The sequence below is a fragment of the Streptomyces sp. NPDC057010 genome (genome assembly GCF_042673805.1).
Taxonomy (GTDB): domain Bacteria; phylum Actinomycetota; class Actinomycetes; order Streptomycetales; family Streptomycetaceae; genus Streptomyces.
Genome location: NZ_JBHUSC010000026.1, coordinates 23422 through 41445, shown reverse-complemented (window position 1 = coordinate 41445; position 18024 = coordinate 23422). Strand labels below are relative to the sequence as shown.

At 72.5% G+C, this 18024-nt stretch carries 22 protein-coding genes; 10 read left to right on the top strand and 12 right to left on the bottom strand.

Annotated features, from left to right (window positions below):
- Positions 1–23: 23 nt before the first annotated feature.
- Together tuf and ACFTXQ_RS21795 are read right to left on the bottom strand one after the other, a co-directional pair.
- Complete coding sequence (gene tuf / locus ACFTXQ_RS21800) at positions 24–1205, bottom strand: elongation factor Tu (RefSeq protein WP_382643141.1); 1182 nt, start codon at positions 1203–1205, stop codon at positions 24–26.
- A gap of 270 nt (positions 1206–1475) precedes the next feature.
- On the bottom strand, positions 1476–2192 hold the full coding sequence (locus ACFTXQ_RS21795) for a DNA alkylation repair protein (protein ID WP_382643139.1): 717 nt from the start codon (positions 2190–2192) through the stop codon (positions 1476–1478).
- 49 nt (positions 2193–2241) lie between these two features.
- Here ACFTXQ_RS21795 and ACFTXQ_RS21790 point away from each other — a divergent pair, with 49 nt between their 5' ends.
- The 5 genes from ACFTXQ_RS21790 (at position 2242) to lnt (ending at position 6373) form a co-directional block, all read left to right on the top strand.
- Positions 2242–2970 carry a TVP38/TMEM64 family protein gene (locus ACFTXQ_RS21790; RefSeq protein ID WP_382643137.1) on the top strand — a complete coding sequence of 243 codons (729 nt, stop codon included), beginning with the start codon at positions 2242–2244 and terminating at the stop codon, positions 2968–2970.
- A gap of 48 nt (positions 2971–3018) precedes the next feature.
- Complete coding sequence (locus ACFTXQ_RS21785) at positions 3019–3897, top strand: undecaprenyl-diphosphate phosphatase (protein WP_382643135.1); 879 nt, start codon at positions 3019–3021, stop codon at positions 3895–3897.
- Between the two features lie 113 nt (positions 3898–4010).
- Positions 4011–4187: a hypothetical protein gene (locus tag ACFTXQ_RS21780; protein WP_382643133.1), complete on the top strand. Its 177-nt coding sequence runs from the start codon at positions 4011–4013 to the stop codon at positions 4185–4187.
- Positions 4188–4272: 85 nt separating this feature from the next.
- Positions 4273–4740, top strand: coding sequence for a nuclear transport factor 2 family protein (locus ACFTXQ_RS21775; RefSeq protein WP_382643131.1), 468 nt, complete (start codon positions 4273–4275; stop codon positions 4738–4740).
- A 64-nt stretch (positions 4741–4804) separates the two neighbouring features.
- Positions 4805–6373 (top strand): apolipoprotein N-acyltransferase, encoded by a 1569-nt coding sequence (gene lnt / locus ACFTXQ_RS21770; RefSeq protein ID WP_382643129.1) that lies wholly within the window; start codon positions 4805–4807, stop codon positions 6371–6373.
- Here the strand turns inward: lnt and ACFTXQ_RS21765 are convergent.
- Positions 6318–7223, bottom strand: a complete 906-nt coding sequence (locus ACFTXQ_RS21765; RefSeq protein ID WP_382643127.1) for a Gfo/Idh/MocA family protein — start codon at positions 7221–7223, stop codon at positions 6318–6320. The genes lnt and ACFTXQ_RS21765 overlap by 56 nt on opposite strands.
- Positions 7224–7429: 206 nt before the next feature.
- On the opposite strand from ACFTXQ_RS21765, the gene ACFTXQ_RS21760 reads away from it, so the two are divergent.
- A complete protein-coding gene (locus ACFTXQ_RS21760; RefSeq protein ID WP_382643125.1) occupies positions 7430–7972 on the top strand; it encodes a hypothetical protein in 543 nt (180 codons plus the stop codon).
- A 45-nt stretch (positions 7973–8017) separates the two neighbouring features.
- Here ACFTXQ_RS21760 and ACFTXQ_RS21755 read toward each other — a convergent pair whose 3' ends face one another.
- The 7 genes from ACFTXQ_RS21755 to ACFTXQ_RS21725 form a co-directional block, all read right to left on the bottom strand.
- The gene (locus tag ACFTXQ_RS21755) at positions 8018–8518 is read right to left on the bottom strand and encodes a hypothetical protein (protein ID WP_382643123.1); all 501 of its coding nucleotides are present in this window, start codon (positions 8516–8518) and stop codon (positions 8018–8020) included.
- A 96-nt stretch (positions 8519–8614) separates the two neighbouring features.
- Entirely contained in the window at positions 8615–9283 is a 669-nt protein-coding gene (locus ACFTXQ_RS21750) for a uracil-DNA glycosylase (protein ID WP_382643237.1), read from the bottom strand.
- Between the two features lie 83 nt (positions 9284–9366).
- Positions 9367–10950, bottom strand: coding sequence for an ABC transporter substrate-binding protein (locus ACFTXQ_RS21745; protein ID WP_382643121.1), 1584 nt, complete (start codon positions 10948–10950; stop codon positions 9367–9369).
- Between the two features lie 152 nt (positions 10951–11102).
- The gene (locus ACFTXQ_RS21740; protein WP_382643119.1) at positions 11103–11873 is read right to left on the bottom strand and encodes an SDR family oxidoreductase; all 771 of its coding nucleotides are present in this window, start codon (positions 11871–11873) and stop codon (positions 11103–11105) included.
- A gap of 29 nt (positions 11874–11902) precedes the next feature.
- The gene (gene fabG, locus ACFTXQ_RS21735) at positions 11903–12664 is read right to left on the bottom strand and encodes a 3-oxoacyl-ACP reductase FabG (RefSeq protein ID WP_382643117.1); all 762 of its coding nucleotides are present in this window, start codon (positions 12662–12664) and stop codon (positions 11903–11905) included.
- A 121-nt stretch (positions 12665–12785) separates the two neighbouring features.
- On the bottom strand, positions 12786–13169 hold the full coding sequence (locus tag ACFTXQ_RS21730) for a DUF3037 domain-containing protein (RefSeq protein WP_382643115.1): 384 nt from the start codon (positions 13167–13169) through the stop codon (positions 12786–12788).
- A complete protein-coding gene (locus ACFTXQ_RS21725) occupies positions 13166–14011 on the bottom strand; it encodes a HipA family kinase (RefSeq protein ID WP_382643113.1) in 846 nt (281 codons plus the stop codon). The genes ACFTXQ_RS21730 and ACFTXQ_RS21725 overlap by 4 nt, the downstream gene beginning before the upstream one ends.
- Before the next feature lie 254 nt (positions 14012–14265).
- On the opposite strand from ACFTXQ_RS21725, the gene ACFTXQ_RS21720 reads away from it, so the two are divergent.
- Genes ACFTXQ_RS21720 through ACFTXQ_RS21710 form a run of 3 tightly spaced genes read left to right on the top strand, consistent with a single transcriptional unit; the run spans position 14266 to position 15838 of the window.
- A complete protein-coding gene (locus ACFTXQ_RS21720; RefSeq protein ID WP_382643111.1) occupies positions 14266–14847 on the top strand; it encodes a nucleotidyltransferase family protein in 582 nt (193 codons plus the stop codon).
- A complete protein-coding gene (locus ACFTXQ_RS21715; RefSeq protein WP_382643109.1) occupies positions 14844–15098 on the top strand; it encodes a hypothetical protein in 255 nt (84 codons plus the stop codon). The genes ACFTXQ_RS21720 and ACFTXQ_RS21715 overlap by 4 nt, the downstream gene beginning before the upstream one ends.
- Positions 15095–15838, top strand: coding sequence for a metallophosphoesterase (locus ACFTXQ_RS21710; protein ID WP_382643107.1), 744 nt, complete (start codon positions 15095–15097; stop codon positions 15836–15838). The genes ACFTXQ_RS21715 and ACFTXQ_RS21710 overlap by 4 nt, the downstream gene beginning before the upstream one ends.
- Positions 15839–15856: 18 nt before the next feature.
- Here the strand turns inward: ACFTXQ_RS21710 and ACFTXQ_RS21705 are convergent, their stop codons facing one another.
- Both ACFTXQ_RS21705 and ACFTXQ_RS21700 read right to left on the bottom strand, forming a co-directional pair.
- A complete protein-coding gene (locus ACFTXQ_RS21705; RefSeq protein ID WP_382643105.1) occupies positions 15857–16789 on the bottom strand; it encodes a Rieske 2Fe-2S domain-containing protein in 933 nt (310 codons plus the stop codon).
- A gap of 55 nt (positions 16790–16844) precedes the next feature.
- Entirely contained in the window at positions 16845–17459 is a 615-nt protein-coding gene (locus ACFTXQ_RS21700; protein ID WP_382643103.1) for a cysteine hydrolase, read from the bottom strand.
- 76 nt (positions 17460–17535) lie between these two features.
- Here ACFTXQ_RS21700 and ACFTXQ_RS21695 point away from each other — a divergent pair, with 76 nt between their 5' ends.
- Positions 17536–18024 (top strand): pyridoxamine 5'-phosphate oxidase family protein, encoded by a 489-nt coding sequence (locus ACFTXQ_RS21695; RefSeq protein WP_382643101.1) that lies wholly within the window; start codon positions 17536–17538, stop codon positions 18022–18024.

The window sequence follows — 18024 nt, the reverse complement described above, 5'->3', positions numbered from 1 at the left end:
GGGGCCGGTTCAATCGCTCCGGATCAGTCCAGGACGGCCGTCACCGTCCCCGCGCCGACCGTCCGCCCGCCCTCGCGGATGGCGAAGCCGAGCCCCGACTCCAGCGGGACGTCCCGTCCGAGCTCGACGGTCATCGTGACCGTCTCCCCCGGCCGGGCCACGCCGGCCCCGCCCAGGTCCACGTCCCCCACCACGTCGGCGGTGCGGATGTAGAACTGCGGCCGGTACCCGGTGGCCACGGGCGTCGTGCGCCCGCCCTCCCGCGCCGACAGGACGTACACCTGCGCCGTGAAGCGCCGCTTGGGCGTCACGCTGCCCGGGGCGGCCACCACGTGTCCGCGGCGCACCCCGTCGCGCGGCACCCCGCGCAGCAGCAGCGCGACGTTGTCCCCCGCCTCGGCGGACTCCATCGGCTTGCCGAAGGTCTCCAGCCCGGTGACGACCGTCTCGACGGTCTCGCCGTCGCCGCCGAGCACGCTCACGCGGTCGCCGAGCCGTACGCTGCCGCGCTCGACGGCGCCGGTCACGACCGTCCCGCGCCCGGTGATGGTCAGCACGTTCTCCACCGGCAGCAGGAACGGCGCGTCCGTGTAGCGCACCGGCATCGGCACGTACGTGTCCACCGCGTCCAGCAGCGCCTCGATCGCCCCGGTCCACCGCGGGTCGCCCTCCAGCGCCCCGAGCCCGGAGACCCGTACGACCGGCGCACCGTCACCGCCGTAGCCGTGCGCGGTGAGCAGCTCGCGGACCTCCAGCTCGACCAGGTCGGTCAGCTCGGGGTCCCCGGCGTCGGCCTTGTTCAGGGCGACGACGATGTGGTCGACGCCGACCTGCCGGGCGAGGAGCACGTGCTCGGCGGTTTGCGGCATGACCCCGTCGAGCGCGGAGACGACGAGGATCGCCCCGTCGAGCTGCGCGGCCCCGGTGACCATGTTCTTGATGTAGTCGGCGTGCCCGGGCATGTCGACGTGGGCGTAGTGGCGGGTGTCCGTCTCGTACTCGACGTGCGTGAGGTTGATGGTGATCCCGCGCCGCGCCTCCTCGGGGGCCCGGTCGATCCGGTCGAAGGGCACGAAGGAGGCGCCCCCGCGCTCGGCGAGGACCTTGGTGATGGCGGCGGTGAGGGTGGTCTTGCCGTGGTCGACGTGACCCATGGTGCCGATGTTGAGGTGCGGCTTGGTCCGCACGAAGGCCGTCTTGGCCATGGTGTTCTTCCCGTTGCTCGAAGCCTGAACGGGACCCCTGAACCGAACCGACCCTCCCCCTGCGGGGTCCGCCGGACGATCCGGGAAGGGTCAGCTTCGTGCGCCGTCGAATGCGGCGAAGGCGAATGCCTCGAAGGAGGTCACGGCAGCCTTCGGCGCGTCCGCGACTGCGGACGGTGCGACGGGGAAGGCGTGCCTGGACATGCCCCTGATCCTGCCGGAGCGCCCCCGGATCGTCGAATGAATTTCCGCGGGCGAACCTCCGGGCGCTCAGAGGTTCTTGAGGGCCTCGCGCACGGACAGCGGGGACAGGGAGCCGCGTTCGGCCTCGACGAAGGCGCGTACCGCCCCGGGGTCCGTCTTGGCGTACTCGCGCAGGGCCCAGCCGATGGCCTTGCGCAGGAAGAAGTCGGGGTGGCCGGCCTGGCGGCGGCAGTACGCGAAGAGCCGGCCGGTGTCGGTGGCGTCCTTGTAGCGGAGCTGGTGCAGGAGGGCGGTGCGGGCGAGCCAGAGGTCCTCGTCCCCGATCCACTCGTCCATCACGGACGTCAGCGCCGGGTCGGCGGCGACCAGCGGGCCGACCGTGTGCGCGGCCAGCAGGTCGACCGTGTCCCACCAGGGGACGGTGACGAGCAGGTGGCGCACCACGGGCAGGAGGCCGGAGGAGCAGCGCGGGACGTGGCGGCGCAGGTAGTCCACGGCGAAGTAGTGGTACTCGCGCTGCGGGAGCCGCCAGCAGCGCAGCGCGAGCGCGGCGCAGTCGGTCTCCGCAGGGGCCGGGGTGCCCTTGGTCACCGCCTTGGACAGTTCGCGGCGCAGCGGGGTGGGGATGCCGAGGAAGGGGGCGACGTCCTTCATGTACGCGGCCATGGCCCGGGCCCGTGCGGGGTCCGCGGCCCCCGCGTACGTCGCGGTGAGCCGCTCCAGCAGGGTGTCCGCGAGGACGCTCGGGGGAACCCGCGGGGGTCGCCGGCCGTTCGACAGCATGAGGCCCAGATTACGGCGGGCTGCCGGGCGGGTCGGCTAGTCTCCCGGGATGTCCCTCCTCCTGGCGCCGTGGACCCGGCTGTCGCTGCTCGTCGTGCTGCTCCTGGCGGCCGGCGTGTGCGTGCTGCTGTACGAGCCCCAGCGCATCCTGTCGGAGGGCTGGCCGCCGGGGCTCCCGGTCGGCACGGCGGTCCTGCTCTTCACCGCCGCGTACGGCGTGTGCACGGCGGCCTTCGTGCCGCGCCCGCTGCTCAACCTCGCCGCGGGAGCGGTCTTCGGCACTCAGTTCGGCCTGGTCGCGGCGGTCGGCGGCACCGTGCTCGGCGCCGGGATCACCTTCGGCCTCGGGCGGGTCATGGGGCAGGAGGCCCTGCGCCCCTACCTGCGCGGCCGCTGGCTCCGGGCGGCCGACGGCCAGCTGAGCCGGCACGGCTTCCGCTCGGTGCTCGCCGTGCGGATCTTCCCCGGTGTGCCGTTCGTGGTGGCCAACTACTGCGCCGCGGTCTCCCGCTGCGGCTGGGTGCCGTTCCTCGCCGCGACGGCGGTCGGCGTCGTCCCGAACAGCGCTGCGTACGTGATCGCGGGGGCCAACGCCTCCTCCCCGGGATCGCCCGCGTTCCTCGTCTCGTTCGGCTTCATCGTCGTCTCCCTGGGGGCCGCGGGGGCCGTCGCGTGGCGCAAGCGACACCGGCTGGCACCGCCCCGGATCCACGAAGCACCGTACGAGCAGGCCCTTCAGCACCCCCCAGTGGTCACCGGCGCTCCGCACGGGCCCTAGCATCGGACCCGAACTGCCCGACGATCACAAGGACGAGCGCACCCCGACATGAGCTGGTTCGAATCCCTAATCCTCGGTCTCGTCCAGGGGCTTACGGAGTTCCTCCCGATCTCCTCCAGCGCCCACCTGCGGCTGACCGCGGTGTTCGCCGGCTGGCACGACCCGGGAGCGGCCTTCACCGCCATCACCCAGATCGGCACCGAGGCGGCCGTGCTGATCTACTTCCGCAAGGACATCGCGCGGATCGTGTCCACCTGGTTCCGCTCGCTGTTCACCAAGGCGCTGCGCTCCGAGCAGGACGCGAAGATGGGCTGGCTGGTCATCGTCGGCTCGATCCCGATCGGTGTCCTCGGCCTCGTGTTCAAGGACGCGATCGTGGGCCCGGCCCGCAATCTGTGGCTGACCGCCACCACCCTCGTCGTGATGGGCGTCGTGCTCGGCGTGGCCGACCGGCTGGCCGCACGTGACGAGGAGGGCGGCCGCCACCGCGCGGTCCGCGAGCGCAAGACGCTGAAGGAACTCGGCGTCAAGGACGGCCTGATCTTCGGTGTCTGCCAGGCCATGGCGCTGATCCCGGGCGTCTCCCGCTCCGGCGCGACGATCTCCGGCGGTCTGCTGCTCGGCTTCACCCGCGAGGCGGCGGCCCGCTACTCCTTCCTCCTCGCCATCCCGGCCGTGCTGGCCTCGGGCGCGTTCGAGATCAAGGACGTGGTCGAGAGCCCCGGCCACATCACCTGGGGGCCGACGATCTTCGCGACGGTCATCGCCTTCGTCGTCGGGTACGCGGTCATCGCCTGGTTCATGAAGTTCATCTCCAGCAAGAGCTTCATGCCCTTCGTGGTCTATCGGATCGTGCTCGGCCTCGCCCTGTTCGTGCTGCTCGGCACGGGCATGCTGGAGGCGGACGCCGGCGCGTCCGGCTCGTAGGAGGGCTCGCCCCACCGCTTCGCGTGAACCGGAGGCCGCTCGGGAACGTTCCCGGGCGGCCTCCGCGTCGTTGTGCCTGGAGAGACCTGAAAGTCAGACGCAGGGGGTGTCCCATGGGTCGAGTGGTTCTGGAGCGTTTTCCGGCCGGAAGTCCGCGGGGAAGCTGGCCCGCCGAGGAGTACGCGGCGCAGCGCATGCGCGAGGGCGTGCCGGCCGAGGTGGTGATGGACCTGGACACCGACGCGTTCCTCGTCGTGGTCCGGCAGCGGGAGGTGCACGCCGGTCACTGACCGGCCGCGCGAAGATCCGGCCGTCGGAGGATCCGGTCGGCGCACGCCCCTTGGCCTCGTGACCCCGCAGCCCCACACTGTCCCGATGACGCAGCGTGTGGACCTCGCGACGGTAATGGACCGGCTGGCGATCGACGAGGTGGTCACGGGGTACGCGGTGGCCGTCGACGACGGCGACTGGGCGGCGTACCGCGCCCTGTTCACCGCGTCCGGGCGGGCCGACTACCGCTCCGCGGGCGGTATCGAGGGCCCCGCCGGGGAGGTGGCCGACTGGCTCGCGCAGACGATGGAGCTGTTCCCGGTGCGCCAGCACCTGGTCGTCAACCGGCTCGTCCGGCTGGAGGACCAGGGCGGTTCGCCCGGCGACAACGCGGAGGTCCGTGCGGACTTCCTCAATCCGATGAGGCTGGCGGGGCCGGAGTTCGACGGGACGGTCACCGCGCCCAATTTCGTCGCGGCCGGCCGCTACACCTTCGCGCTGGCCCGCACCGGGGACGGCTGGCGGCTCACCCGGGTCACCGTGCACGAGAAGTGGCGGCACATGTCCGCCTGAGCACGCCCCTGCCCTGCCGGGCCGGGCCGGTCCGGCAGGGCCACACTGGAAGCGGAGGCGCGCCATGATCCGGAGCGGATGGTCCCCGCGGTGGCGCGGGCCTGCCGCGGTCGCCGCCGGCGCCCTGCCCGCGCTCGCCTTCCCGGCGCCCGCGCTCTGGTGGTTCGCGTACGTCGCCCTCGTGCCCTGGATGCTGCTGCTGAGGTCGGCCCCCACCGGTCGGCGGGCGGCGCTGGAGGGGTGGCTCGGCGGTGCGGGCTTCATCGTGGCCGTCCACCACTGGCTGCTGCCCAGCCTGCACGTGTTCCTGGTGCCGCTGGCCGCGCTGCTGGGCCTGTTGTGGATCCCGTGGGCGCTGCTGGTGCGCGAGTTGCTCGGCGGGCTCCCGGGCCCGGGCCGGGCGGGTGCGGCGCTGGTCCTCGTACCGGCGGGGTGGCTGCTGTCGGAGCTGGCCCGGTCCTGGCAGGGGCTGGGCGGGCCGTGGGGGCTGCTGGGGGCGAGCCAGTGGCAGGTGCCGCCGGCGCTGCGGCTGGCGTCGGTCGGCGGGGTGTGGCTGGTGAGCCTGCTGGTGGTGGCGGTGAACTGCGCCCTGGTGCTGCTGGTCACCGCCCCCGGGGCGCGGGTCCCGGCGGTGGCGGGGGTGACGGGGTGCGTGGTGCTGACGGGGGCGGTGTGGCTGTGGGTGCCGCGGCCGGAGGTGTCGGGCACCCTGCGCGTGGCGGTCGTACAGCCGGGCGTGATGGCGGAGGGCGCCGACGGCTCGACCGGCGCGGAGCGGCGGTTCGCGACCGGGGAGCGGCTGACGCGGGCGCTGGCCGGGCAGCCGGTCGACCTGGTGGTGTGGGGCGAGAGCAGTGTCGGCGAGGACCTGGCGGCCCGGCCGGACCTGGCGCGCCGACTGGCCGCGCTGTCCGCGGAGGTCGGGGCTCCGCTGCTGGTCAACGTGGACGCGCGGCGGTCGGACGACCCCGGGATACGCAAGAGCGCGGTGCTCGTCGGCGCGGACGGGCCGACCGGGGACCGGTACGACAAGATGCGGCTGGTGCCCTTCGGGGAGTACGTGCCGGCGCGGTCCCTGCTCGGCTGGGCCACCTCCGTCGGCAAGGCGGCCGGCGAGGACCGCGTGCGCGGCGACGCGCCGGTGGTCATGACGCTGCCGCCCCGCCCGGACGGCCGGCCCGGGATCCGGCTCGGCCCGCTGGTGTGCTTCGAGTCGGCCTTCCCCGACATGAGCCGGCACCTGACCCGCGCGGGGGCCGACCTCATCGTCGCCCAGTCGGCGACCTCCACCTTCCAGGACAGCTGGGCCCCGGCGCAGCACGCCTCGCTGGCGGCGCTGCGCGCGGCGGAGGACGGCCGCCCGGTGGTGCACGCCACCCTCACCGGCATCAGCGTGGTGCACGGCCCGTCCGGGGAGCGGATCGGGGCCGCCCTGCCCACCTCCGCGAGCACGGCGGCGGTGTACGAGGTCCCGCTCGCCCGGGGCGCCACCCTCTACGTCCGGTACGGGGACTGGCCGGTGGCGGCGGCCCTCGCCGCGCTGGCGGCGGCCTGCGCGGCGCACGGCGTCCGAGTGCTCAGGCGGCCTGCTCCAGAGCCGAGCCGACCACCCGCTCGCACAGCTCGTGGGTGAGCAGTGCGTCGCGCGCGCTGAGCGTCCTGCCCGCGGCGACGGCTTCCAGGAAGTGGTCCACGACCTGCTCGATGCCGCGCTGGCGGGCGACCGACACCCAGTCCCCGCGGCGCCGCACGGTGGGCTGGCCCTTGTGGTCGATGATCTCGGCGAGGTTGACGACCTGTCGCTTGGTGTCCTGCCCGGACACCTCCAGGATCTCCTCGGTGGAACCGGACAGCCGGTTCATGATGCCCAGCGCGGTGAAACCCGCGCCGGACATCTGGAGCACCACCTGGTGCATCAGCCCCTCGCGCACCACGGCCCGGACGTCGACGTGGTCGGCCTCGCCGGGGAGCAGGAAGCGCAGGGTGTCGACGACGTGGATGAAGTCGTCCAGGACCAGCGTGCGGGGGTCCTCGGGGAGCCCGACGCGGTTCTTCTGCATGATGATCAGGTCGCGGGGGTGGTCGGCGCACTGCACGTAGCCGGGCGCGTGACGCCGGTTGAAGCCGACGGCGAGGGAGACCCCCTGCTCCTCGGCCAGTTCCACCAGCCTCAGTGATTCGGCGAACTCGTAGGCGAGCGGCTTGTCCACGTACGTCGGCACGCCGGCCTCCAGCAGCCGTGTGACGATCTCGGGGTGGACGACGGTCGGGGCGTGCACGAAGGCCGCGTCGAGGCCCTGGTCGAGCAGCGCGTCGAGGTCGGTGTGCCGGTGGGCGGCGGGGATGCGGTGGAAGGCGCCGACCCGCTCCAGCGTGGCGGGCGTACGCGTCTGCAGGTGCAGTTCCACTCCGGGGCGGGTGGTGAGGACGGGCAGGTACGCCTTCTGCGCGATGTCGCCGAGTCCGATGCAGCCGACCTTCACCGGGGGCCTCCAGGTTCGTTCCTTGTGGGACGCCCGCAGCTTAATCCCTGGTGGCGGGGGGCCGGTTCGCCGCGAGCCGGCCCGGAAGGCCTGCGCGAGCACACGGACGGCGCCACCGGCGAATAGGGGGTCGCCCGTCACCCGTGCGGGGTGAATATGGGCCCAGGGTTTTCACAACGCGGTCCTCGCCCGCCAGAGTTGCGCGAGTGCATCCAACCCGAACCACGACAACGCTGCTGCTCGGAGTCGCCTGCGCCGTCTCGGCCGTCTCCGGCTGTGTGAATGTGAGTCCCGGCCCCGTGCAGCCGGCGGGGGCCCCCGCTTCCGGGGTCCCGCCGCACCACGAGCCGCGCGGCGGGCCGGGAGCCGCTCCGGTCGTCGTCCGGGCGCCCGCGCTGGAGGCCCTGGAGGCGGTGCCGGAGCGGCCCGGCCGGCCCGCGCCCGCGGCCTCGGCCTCCGCCGCGGAGCACGGGTCCGCGGAGGGTCCCGTACGGGAGGCCCCCGGCGGGCGCGGGAAGGCGGCGCCGCCGGTTCCGGACATCCCGGAGCCCCGGAAGCCCGCCGAGGCGGCTCCCGGCCGGCCGGCGGCCCGCTCCGACGGGAGCGGGCCCGGCGCGGGGGCCGGGCGCGAGCTGGTGAAGGAGCTGCCGGTGCGGCCCGCCGACGTGTGCGCGCTGGGCCGCCGGCACGGGCGCTGGCACCCGGACAGCCCGGAGGCCCGCATCTGCGCGGGCGTCGAGGGGGACTGACCGGCCCGACGGCTCACACACGTACGGGCCTACGGGCCTACGGGTTCACGGGGACTGTTCGGGAAACGGCCGGGGCCCCCCGCCCGGTTCCCCGGCCAGGCGCCGCTCGAGCCGGGCGATGGCGGCGCGCACGCCGTTCCCGTAGCCGTCGTCGGACAGGGCGCCGGTGGCCGCGCGGGCCCGTGCCAGGTGGATGCGCGCCGCGTCCGGCCGCTGGAGTTTGAGGTAGTCGGCGGCCAGGCTCAGGTGCAGGGCCGGGTAGAACACCCGCATCGCGGGGCCGGGCCCGGGCCCGTCCTCCAGTGCCTCGGCGGCGGTCAGCGCCCTCAGGTCCCAGGCCAGCTCGTCGGCTGGGTCGTCCTGGGCGTCGGCCATGTAGTGGGCGAGGGTGCACCGGTGGAGGGAGTCGCCCTCCTCGCCGATCTCGGACCAGATCTCCCCGAGCCGGTTGCGGGCTTCCTCGCGGTCGCCCGCGTGCAGCAGGATGACCGCCTGGCCGATCCTGGTCATGACGGCGTCCTCAGACGCCTCCTGCTGCTCCGTCACGGCGGCCTCCGGCTTGCTCCTGCCAGACCTGCTCCGGTCTGATCGTCAAGAAGCTAGCCGGAGGCGCCGGCATTGGCGCCGAGGCGCGGGGCTTCGTCAGCCGAGGTCCGGGATGCGCCAGTCGATCGGCTCATGGCCCTGGGCGGCGATGGCCTCGTTGATCTGCGTGAAGGGCCGGGAGCCGAAGAACTTCTTGGCCGAGAGCGGCGAGGGGTGGGCGCCCTTGACGATCACGTGCCGCTCCTCGTCGATGAGCGGGATCTTCTTCTGGGCGTAGGCCCCCCAGAGCACGAAGACGGCGGGATCGGGCCGCTCGGACACCGCGCGGATCACCGCGTCGGTGAACTTCTCCCAGCCCTTGCCCTTGTGCGAGTTGGGCTCGGCCTCGCGGACGGTGAGCACCGCGTTGAGCAGCAGGACGCCCTGCTCGGCCCACGGCATCAGGTACCCGTTGTCCGGGACGGGGAGGTCCAGCTCCTCCTTCATCTCCTTGTAGATGTTGCGCAGCGAGGGCGGGGTCTTGACCCCGGGCCGCACGGAGAAGCACAGGCCGTGGCCCTGGCCGGCGCCGTGGTAGGGGTCCTGGCCGAGGACCAGCACCTTCACGCGGTCGAAGGGGGTGGCCTCCAGGGCGGCGAAGACCTGCTCGTGGGGCGGGTAGACCGGCCCGTTCGCCCGCTCCTTCTCGACGAACTCGGTGAGTTCCCTGAAGTAGGGCTGGTCCAGCTCCCCGCCGAGGACGGGGAGCCAGGACTCGGGCAGCATCTGGGTCACGGCGACAACCTCCGGTACAAGTTCCGTTCAACTGCTGAAGAACCTACCGGTGGCCACTGACAACGCCGCGGCCGCTACCAACTGGTCTTGCGGTACAGCTCCCACATCTGCATGGCGGTCTGCGGGTCGAGCGCCCGCTCGGCGCCCGCGATGTCCTCGCGCGCGGCGACGTACAGCTTGCCCTGCCACAGCGGCAGCAGCCGGACGTCCTCGGCGAAGATCTGCTGCGCCTGCTCGAACTCGTGCACACCGGCCGACCGGTCGCCCTCGCGGCGGGACTTGGGCAGCAGCTCGGTCAGGATCTGGGGCTGCTCGTAGGGGGTGCCGACCGCGTTCTCCTTGCCGACGAACGGCGCGATGAAGTTGTCCGGGTCCGGGAAGTCGGGGAACCAGCCGCGGCCGAAGACCGGGTACTCCTGGCGCTTGTAGCCGTCCTGGAATGCCTTCCAGGGCTGGCTGCGCAGCGTGATCCGGAAGAGCCCGCTCTCGTCGAGCTGGCGCTTGAGCTCGGTGAACTCGTCGGCCGTGGAGGAGCCGTAGCGGTCCGTGGTGTACCAGAAGGTCAGGTCGACGGGCGTGGCGACCCCGGCGTCCTTGAGGATCTTCTGGGCCTTCTTGACGTCCGCGTGGCCGTACTTGTCGTAGTAGGGCGTCTTGTGGCCGACGACCCCCTTCGGGACCATCGAGTACAGCGGCTCGGCAGTGCCCTGGTAGACCTTGGAGACGAGCGCGCCGCGGTCGACGGTCTGCGCGATGGCCTGGCGGACCGGGAGCTTGCTGACCGCCGGGTCCTTGGGGTTGAAGACCAGGTAGCGGATCTCGGCGCCGACGTTCTCGACGACCTGCACGCCGAGCGCGTGCGCCTCGGGGGTCTGCAGGTCCCGCACTTCCGCGGCCGACAGGCCTCGGTAGGTGGCGTCGATCTCCTTCGCCTTGAGCGCGGAGACCATCTTCTGGGAGTCGGCGAAGTAGCGGATCGTGACCGCGTTGTTGCGGCGGTTGGCGAAGCCCGTGTAGCTGTCGTTGCGGGTCAGGACGGCCTCGGAGCCCTCCTTGTACGAGTCGACGACGTACGGGCCGGAGCCGGTGACCTTGCCGTCCTCGCGCAGCTTGTTCGCCGGGTACTCCTTGGGCGCGACCAGCGAGGCGGCGGGCGAGCCGAGGACGTACGGGAAGGTGGCGTCCGAGGTGTTCAGCATGAAGACGACCGTCAGCGGGTCGGGGGTCTCGATCTTCTCCAGGCTGCCGAAGAGGTCCTTCGGGCCGGTCATGGAGCCGATGGTCTTGATCCGGTCCAGGGAGTGCTTGACCGCCTTGGAGTCGAGCGGCTCCCCGTTGGAGAACTTCAGGCCCTTGCGGAGGGTACATCGGTAGGCCTGGCTCGCGGAGTCCGTGAACTCGCAGCTCTGGGCGGCGTCCGGCTGGGGCTTGGTCGAGCCCGTGGGGAAGGCCAGGAGCGTCTGGTAGACGTTCCGGTACAGCTCCCAGGAGCCGTCCCATGCCGCCGCGGGATCGAGGGTGCTCGGGGCACTCGTCGTGCCGACGATGACGGGCTTGGCGTCGTCTGCGCTGTCGTCCGAGAGCATGCCGCAACCGGCGAGCAGGGATATGGACGCAAGGGCCGCAGTGATCTGCAGGCATCTGGTCCGGTTGAACACGTGCACGCTCCTCGATCAGCCAGGGGTGCGGCAGACCCTACCGCAGTGCCCCACGAATCCAAGGGGTTGGTTTCGCGGGGCACTTGACCGGTTCCGTGCACATTCGGTACACATTTACCCCCCTATCGGAGGCCAATGCGTCCGTTTATCGGTCAGTGGACTCCGGCATTGAGGAACATTCCCCCGTCAATAACGAGCGTTTGACCGGTAATCCATTCCGCTTGTGAGGATGTGAGGAAGGCGGCGGCCCCGCCGATGTCCTCCGGAAGCCCGAGCCGGCCGAGCGGGTAGGCGGCCGAGGCCTCCTGCTCCCGGCCCTCGTAGAGCGCCTGCGCGAACTTCGTCTTGACCACCGCGGGGGCGATCGCGTTGACCCGGACCCCGGGGGCCATCTCGTGGGCGAGCTGGAGGGTGAGGTTGACCATGGCGGCCTTGCTCATCCCGTACGCGCCGATGAAGGGCGAAGCGGAGACGCCGGCGATCGAGGCGATGTTCACGATCGCCCCGCCGTTCTCCTTCTGCCAGGCGTGCCAGGTCCGCTGCGCGAAGCCGAGCGCCGAGATCACGTTGGTCTCGAAGACCTTGCGCGCGACCCCGAGGTCCAGGTCCGCGATCGGACCGAAGACCGGATTGGTACCGGCGTTGTTGATCAGGAAGTCGACGCGGCCGAAGGCCTCCATCGTCCGCTCGACGGCGAGCGCCTGGTGCTCCTCGTCGTGCGCCTTGCCCGCGACCCCGATCACCCGGTCCGAGCCGAGCCGCTCGACGGCCTCCTTGAGGGCCTCCTCGTTGCGCCCGGTGATGCAGAGCCGGTCGCCGCGGGCGACCAGCGCCTCGGCGATGCCGTAGCCGATGCCCCGGCTCGCCCCCGTGATCAGCGCGACCCTGCCGCTGTCGACGCCGTTTTCCTTGCTGTCCGTCATGGCCGTACGCCCTGCCTTTCGTGAGCTCGTCAGTTGAGCGGGCCGCCGGCCACGTACATGACCTGGCCGGAGACGAAGCCGGCGGCGTCGCCCGTGAAGAAGGCGATGGCGTTGGCGATGTCGTCCGGGCGGCCCACCCGCTGGACGGGGATCTGGGTGGCGGCTGCGGCCTGGAAGTCCTCGAAGCCCATGCCGACGCGGGCGGCGGTCTGGGCGGTCATCTCGGTGACGATGAAGCCGGGGGCCACGGCGTTGGCGGTCACGCCGAACTTGCCCAGCTCGATGGCCAGGGTCTTGGTGAAGCCCTGCAGACCGGCCTTGGCGGCGGAGTAGTTGACCTGGCCGCGGTTGCCGAGCGCCGAGCTGCTGGAGAGGTTCACGATGCGGCCGAACTTGGCTTCCACCATGTGCTTCTGACAGGCCTTCGACATCAGGAACGCGCCGCGCAGGTGCACGTTCATGACGGTGTCCCAGTCGGTCTCGCTCATCTTGAAGAGCAGGTTGTCGCGCAGCACGCCCGCGTTGTTGACCAGGATGGTCGGGGCGCCGAGCTCGCTCGCGACGCGCGCGACGGCGGCCTCCACCTGCGCGCCGTCGGAGACGTCGCAGCCGACGGCGAGTGCCCTGCCGCCGGCCGCGGTGATCGCCTCCACGGTGTCCTTGCAGGCGGCCTCGTCGAGGTCGAGTACGGCGACGGCCCGGCCCTCGGCGGCCAGGCGTACGGCGGTGGCCGCGCCGATGCCCCGGGCCGCCCCGGTCACGATCGCGACGCGCTGCTCGGTGGTGGACATGCTGGATCTCCTCGCCCTTGAGAGGCGGCCGCCCAGAGGTGAGCAACCGCTTAGTAGCTTCAGCTGAGGAGACGCTAGGATCCCTGGCACCCGGTGTCAACGCCCACCGGCCGGACCCCGGTCAGCGGACCAACAGGTCCAGCAGCCGCTCCACCTCCACGACGGGATCGGCCGTCAGGCCGGTGTGCACCGGCCCCGGCTGTACGACGGTGCTCCGCGGGGCGATCAGCCACCGGAACCGCCGTCCCGCGTCGTCCCCCGCAGCCTGCCCGGCGGACTCGCCGCCCGCGCACACACCCTCGACGCCGCGCAGCGCCGCCCGTACCCCGGCCACGTCGGCCCCGGGATCCAGCGCGAGGAGCTTCGCCTCGTCGAGGTGGGTGCGCGCCGCCACGTACGAACGCGCCCGGCAGTAGACGATCACGCCGGCGTTGAAACACTCACCGCGCTCCATCCGGGGCACCACACGCACCAGCGCGTACTCGAACACGTCCCGCTCGGTCACTCGTTGCCGCTCTTCTGCTTGTTCTTGTCCGACTGGGGAGGGAGGCGCTCGGCGAGCCAGCCCGGCGGACCGGACCGCTCCTTGACCTCGGCCTCCATGGTGATCCTCTCGTGGATCGTGGCCGCGCGCGGCAGCAGCGCCTCCACGTAGGCGCGCCGCAGCGCGTCGGTGGAGTCGAAGCCGGGTTCGTCGACGAGCCACTCGTCGGGGACGTCGGCCGCGACCTCGGTGAGGAGCTCCTCGGTCACCAGCGGCGCGAGCGCGGCCGCCGCGGCCGCGATGTCCGGGCCCACGGGGGCCAGTACGTGATCGGAGGCGTTGTACGGCTTGGCCGCCGCGGCCGCGGCGGTGGGCCAGTTGTGGTGCCAGATCATCGTGGCGCCGTGGTCGATGAGCCAGACGTCCCCGTGCCAGACCAGCATGTTGGGGTTGCGCCAGGACCGGTCCACGTTGTTGATCAGGGCGTCGAACCAGACCACGCGCCCCGCCTCGACCGGGTCCACCCGGTAGGCGAGCGGGTCGAAGCCGATCGAGCCGGGCAGGAAGTCCATGCCGAGGTTGAGCCCGCCGCTGGCCTTGAGCAGCTCCTGCACCTCCTGGTCGGGCTCGCCGAGCCCGATGACGGGGTCGAGCTGCATCTGCACCAGCCGCGGGACCCGCAGGCCCAGCCGCTGGGCGAGGCGCCCGCAGATGACTTCGGCGACGAGGGTCTTGCGGCCCTGGCCGGCTCCGGTGAACTTCATGACGTAGGTACCGAGGTCGTCGGCTTCGACGAGCCCCGGGAGCGAGCCGCCTTCACGCAGGGGCGTGACGTAGCGGGTCGCGATCACTTCTGTGAGCATTTGCCCAGGCTAGCTGGCGATCCCCCTGCATGATCCACTGCTTTTCCCGGCTCGGTGCCGTTCGCCGCCTCCCCTCGCACTCGTCACGTCCCAAGGGTTTCAACGGGCCCGGACGGGTAGGTGGCCCAGTAGCGACGTGGCACCGCCGACGTCAACCATCGAGGCGCTCCGTGACCCCGCAAACCACCCGCCCCCTGGGGGGCATCGTCCCGCCGGAAGGCCTGAGGGCCCCGGTGCCGGTGGAAGAGGGCCCGTTGCCGAAGGACCACACCCAGGCGATCCTGGAGACGACCAAGCACGTGGCAGCGTTGCTGAAGCGCTCCGGACAGCCTTTCGCCCTCGCCGGCAGCGTCGCCGCCTTCGCCCACGGCCTGCCGGCCCGCTTCCAGCACGACACCGATTTCTGCGTGCGGCCCGAGGACGCCGACGCGGCGATCAAGGCCCTGGAGGTCGGCGGCATCTCCATGCGCCGGGCCCCGGAGGACTGGCTGGTCAAGGGCCGCTCGGGCGGGGAGGAGATCGACCTGATCTTCGAACTCGCCCGGCGCCCGGTCAGTACGGAGCTCCTGGAGCGGGCGAGCGTCAAGGCGGTGGACTCGGTGTGGATGCCGGTCCTCGCGCCCACCGACCTGATGGACAGCAGGCTCGCGGCGCTGTGCGAGCACTACTGCGACTTCGGGGAGCTGCTGCCCATGGCCCGCATGCTGCGCGAACAGATCGACTGGGAGCGGCTGGACCGGGACCACCGGGCGGCCCCGCTGTCCGACGCGTTCCTCTACCTGCTCGAAAAGCTCCGCGTCATCGTCCGCCCGGAGGGAACGCAGGAGGAACCATGACCTCCACCGGGATCATCGAGTACCGCATCGAGCACCTGCGCGACCGGCTGGCCCGCGAGGACACCGCCGAACTGGGCGTACGGGTCGAGACGCACGGTCTCATGGCCGTGGTCCGGGGCCGCGTCCCCGACGAGAGGTGCCGTGCGGCCGTCCTGCGGGTCGTCGGGGAGGAACTCGCGGGTCTGAGCTGGTACGACGACCTCACGGTCAGCCGGGCCGGGCCGCCCGACCACTCCGAGGACCTGTCATGATCCGCGTGGCCGCCGTCGGGGACATCCACCTCGGCCCGGACAGCGCCGGCATGCTGCGGCCCGCCTTCGACACCCTGGGCGACTGCGCCGACGTACTGCTCCTCGCCGGCGACCTGACCCGGCACGGCACCCCGGAAGAAGCCCGCGTGGTGGCCGCGGAGGTGGTCGGCCTGCCCGTTCCCGTCGTCGCGGTCCTCGGGAACCACGACTACCAGACCGACCAGCAGCAGGCCGTCACCGACGAGCTCCGCGCGGCCGGCGTGCACGTGCTGGAGGGCGAAGGCGTGCTCCTCGACCTCGACGGCACCAGGCTGGGGGTCGCCGGCACGAAGGGCTTCTGCGGGGGCTTCGCCGGGCGCAGCGGCAGCGAGTTCGGCGAGCCGGAGATGAAGGCGTTCATCCGCTACACCCGTTCCTGCGCCGAGGGCCTGGGCCGGGCCCTGCGGACCCTGCAGGAGGAGCGCAGCGCGCTGCGGATCGCCCTCACCCACTTCTCGCCCGTGCCGGACACCCTCGCGGGCGAGCCCCTGGAGATCTTTCCCTTCCTCGGCAGCTACCTGCTGGCGGAGGCGATGGACGAGGAGGGAGCCGACCTCGCCGTCCACGGCCACGCGCACCTCGGCACCGAGCACGGCATGACCGCGGGCGGGATCGCCGTGCGCAACGTCGCCATGCCGGTCATCGACCGGGCCTTCGCGGTCTACCACCTCTCCCCCCGCGGTCCCGCCGCGGCCGGGTGAGTCCTGCTGCGCGCATCCTCACGCGGCCTGCCGTCCGGAGCGGGTACGGGGCTGGTGCAGGTGGCGCAGCCGGGCCTCGACGTTGCCGTCGACGATGCGCGTGTCGAAAGCCGGCTGGGGGGAGGTGGCCGGGCCCTCGACGTTCCATCCGTCCGAGAGGCGGAAGACACTGCCGTGCCAGGGGCACCGTACGCAGCCCTCCGAGACCTCCCCCTCCGACAGGGGCCCGCCCATGTGGGCGCAGCGTTCGGCCAGGATCCGGACGGTTTCCTCGCTCTCGCGTACGACGAGCACGTCCACGCCGTCGACGCGGGCACGCCCCGGCCGGCCGACGGGGAAGCCGGCCAGCGGCCCGACGCGGTGCCAGCCGTCCTGCACGAGGTGCGGGACGTCCTCGGCGTGGTTCGCGCCGGCGGCCTGGCGGAAGGCCAGGTGGCCCCCGAGCGCGCCGGCCGCGCCGACCGCGGTGAGTCCGGCCATCGCCAGCGCCTTGCCCCGCCGGATGCGGCCGTGCCTGCGGGCGAGGAGGGAGCTCGCGTAGAGCGCTATCCCGGCGGTGTTGCCGAGGGCGTGGAGCAGACCCGTGCGGGCCTGCTCGGGCGGCAGCTCCGCCCAGTCCGCCCACCCGGCCCATGCGGCAGGTGCCGCCGCGGCCAGCCCGGCGCCGATCAGGACGTGCGCGCCGTCGTGCCGGCCCGGAAGCAGGTCCAGTACGGCGGCCGAGAGCCAGGTGCCGATGGGGACCTGGACGAGCAGGGGGTGGACGGGGTGGCCCAGCGGTCGGCCGTGGAGGAGGTCGCGGGCCGGCCCGAGCGGCACCGCCCGTACGGCCGTGCGGATCCGTCCGATCAGGACGTCGGCCCCGGGCCACTGTTCGAGGCGTTCGACTGCGGCCAGCAGCGGCCCGGGTCCGGCCGCCGCGACCTCGGGAGTCATGCGGTACGTGTCCATGCGCGGCGCCTACCCGACGGCGCCGGGCGTATGTCCGGTCCCCGGGGTACGGGGGTCAGGGCGCGGGAGCCCACTGTGCGAGCAGCGCTTCGGCGGTGGTGACGGCCGCGACCAGCGCGAGGGAGTTGCGGATCACCTCGGCGGTGCAGGAGGCGGGCACGCCGGCGATCGCGTCGGCCGGGACCACGACCCGGTAGCCGAGGTTCACGGCGTCGAAGACGGTGTTCGGGATGGCGATGTTGGAGGAGACCCCGGTGACGACGAGGGTGCGGACTCCGAGGTTGCGCAGCAGGGCGTCCAGATCGGTGCCGGCCATCGGGGAGAGCCCGTGGAGCCGGCGGACGACGAGGTCCCGCTCGGCCACGGTGATGGGGGGCGCGACCTCCACCGCGCTGCTGCCGGTCAGCTGGCGCACGGGCAGCTTCCCGGCGGCCCGGAACAGCCGCGCGTTGTCGTTCGCCCCGAGCCCGTCGGGCCGCCGCTCGGCCACGGCGTGCAGCACTTGCACCCCGGCCCCGCGCGCGGCCTCCACCAGGGCCGCGACCCGCTCCAGCATCCCGGATTCCCGGGCCTCCTTCGCGAGCTCGGGCAGGGCGCTCTCCTCGCCCACGACGCCGTTCTGGCACTCGACGGTGAGCAGCGCGGTGGTGGCGGGATCGAGATCCTGCATGGCTCCCCCTGGCGTGACGACGGAAGAGCCCGCATGATTCCTGACACACAGTCAGATGTGAAGGGGTGCGGGACGGATGACCGGAGCACGGCAGGACTCGACACGCTCGGACCGGGGACAGCGGCGGGGCCGCCGGATCATGATGACCGACGAGGAGCTGGACGCCTTCCTGCGCGAGCAGCGGACCTGCCGGGTGGCCACGGTCTCCGCCGACGGCCGCCCGCACGTGGGCGCCCTGTGGTTCGCCTGGGACGGCACCTCGCTGTGGCTGTACTCGATCACGCGCAGCCGGCGCTGGTCCGACCTGCGCAAGGACCCGCGCATCTCGGTGGTCGTCGACTCCGGCGAGTCCTACGACGAACTGCGCGGCGTGGAGCTGTCCGGCAGCGCCGTCTTCGTGGGCGAGGCCCCGCGCACCGGCGAGCCCTGCCCGGAACTGGCCGAAGCGGAGCGGATCTTCCCGGTCAAGAACTTCGGCATGGAGGAGATGCCGCACGACGGGCGGCACGCCTGGATCCGCCTCACCCCCGAGTCGATCGTCTCGTGGGACTTCCGCAAGCTGTAG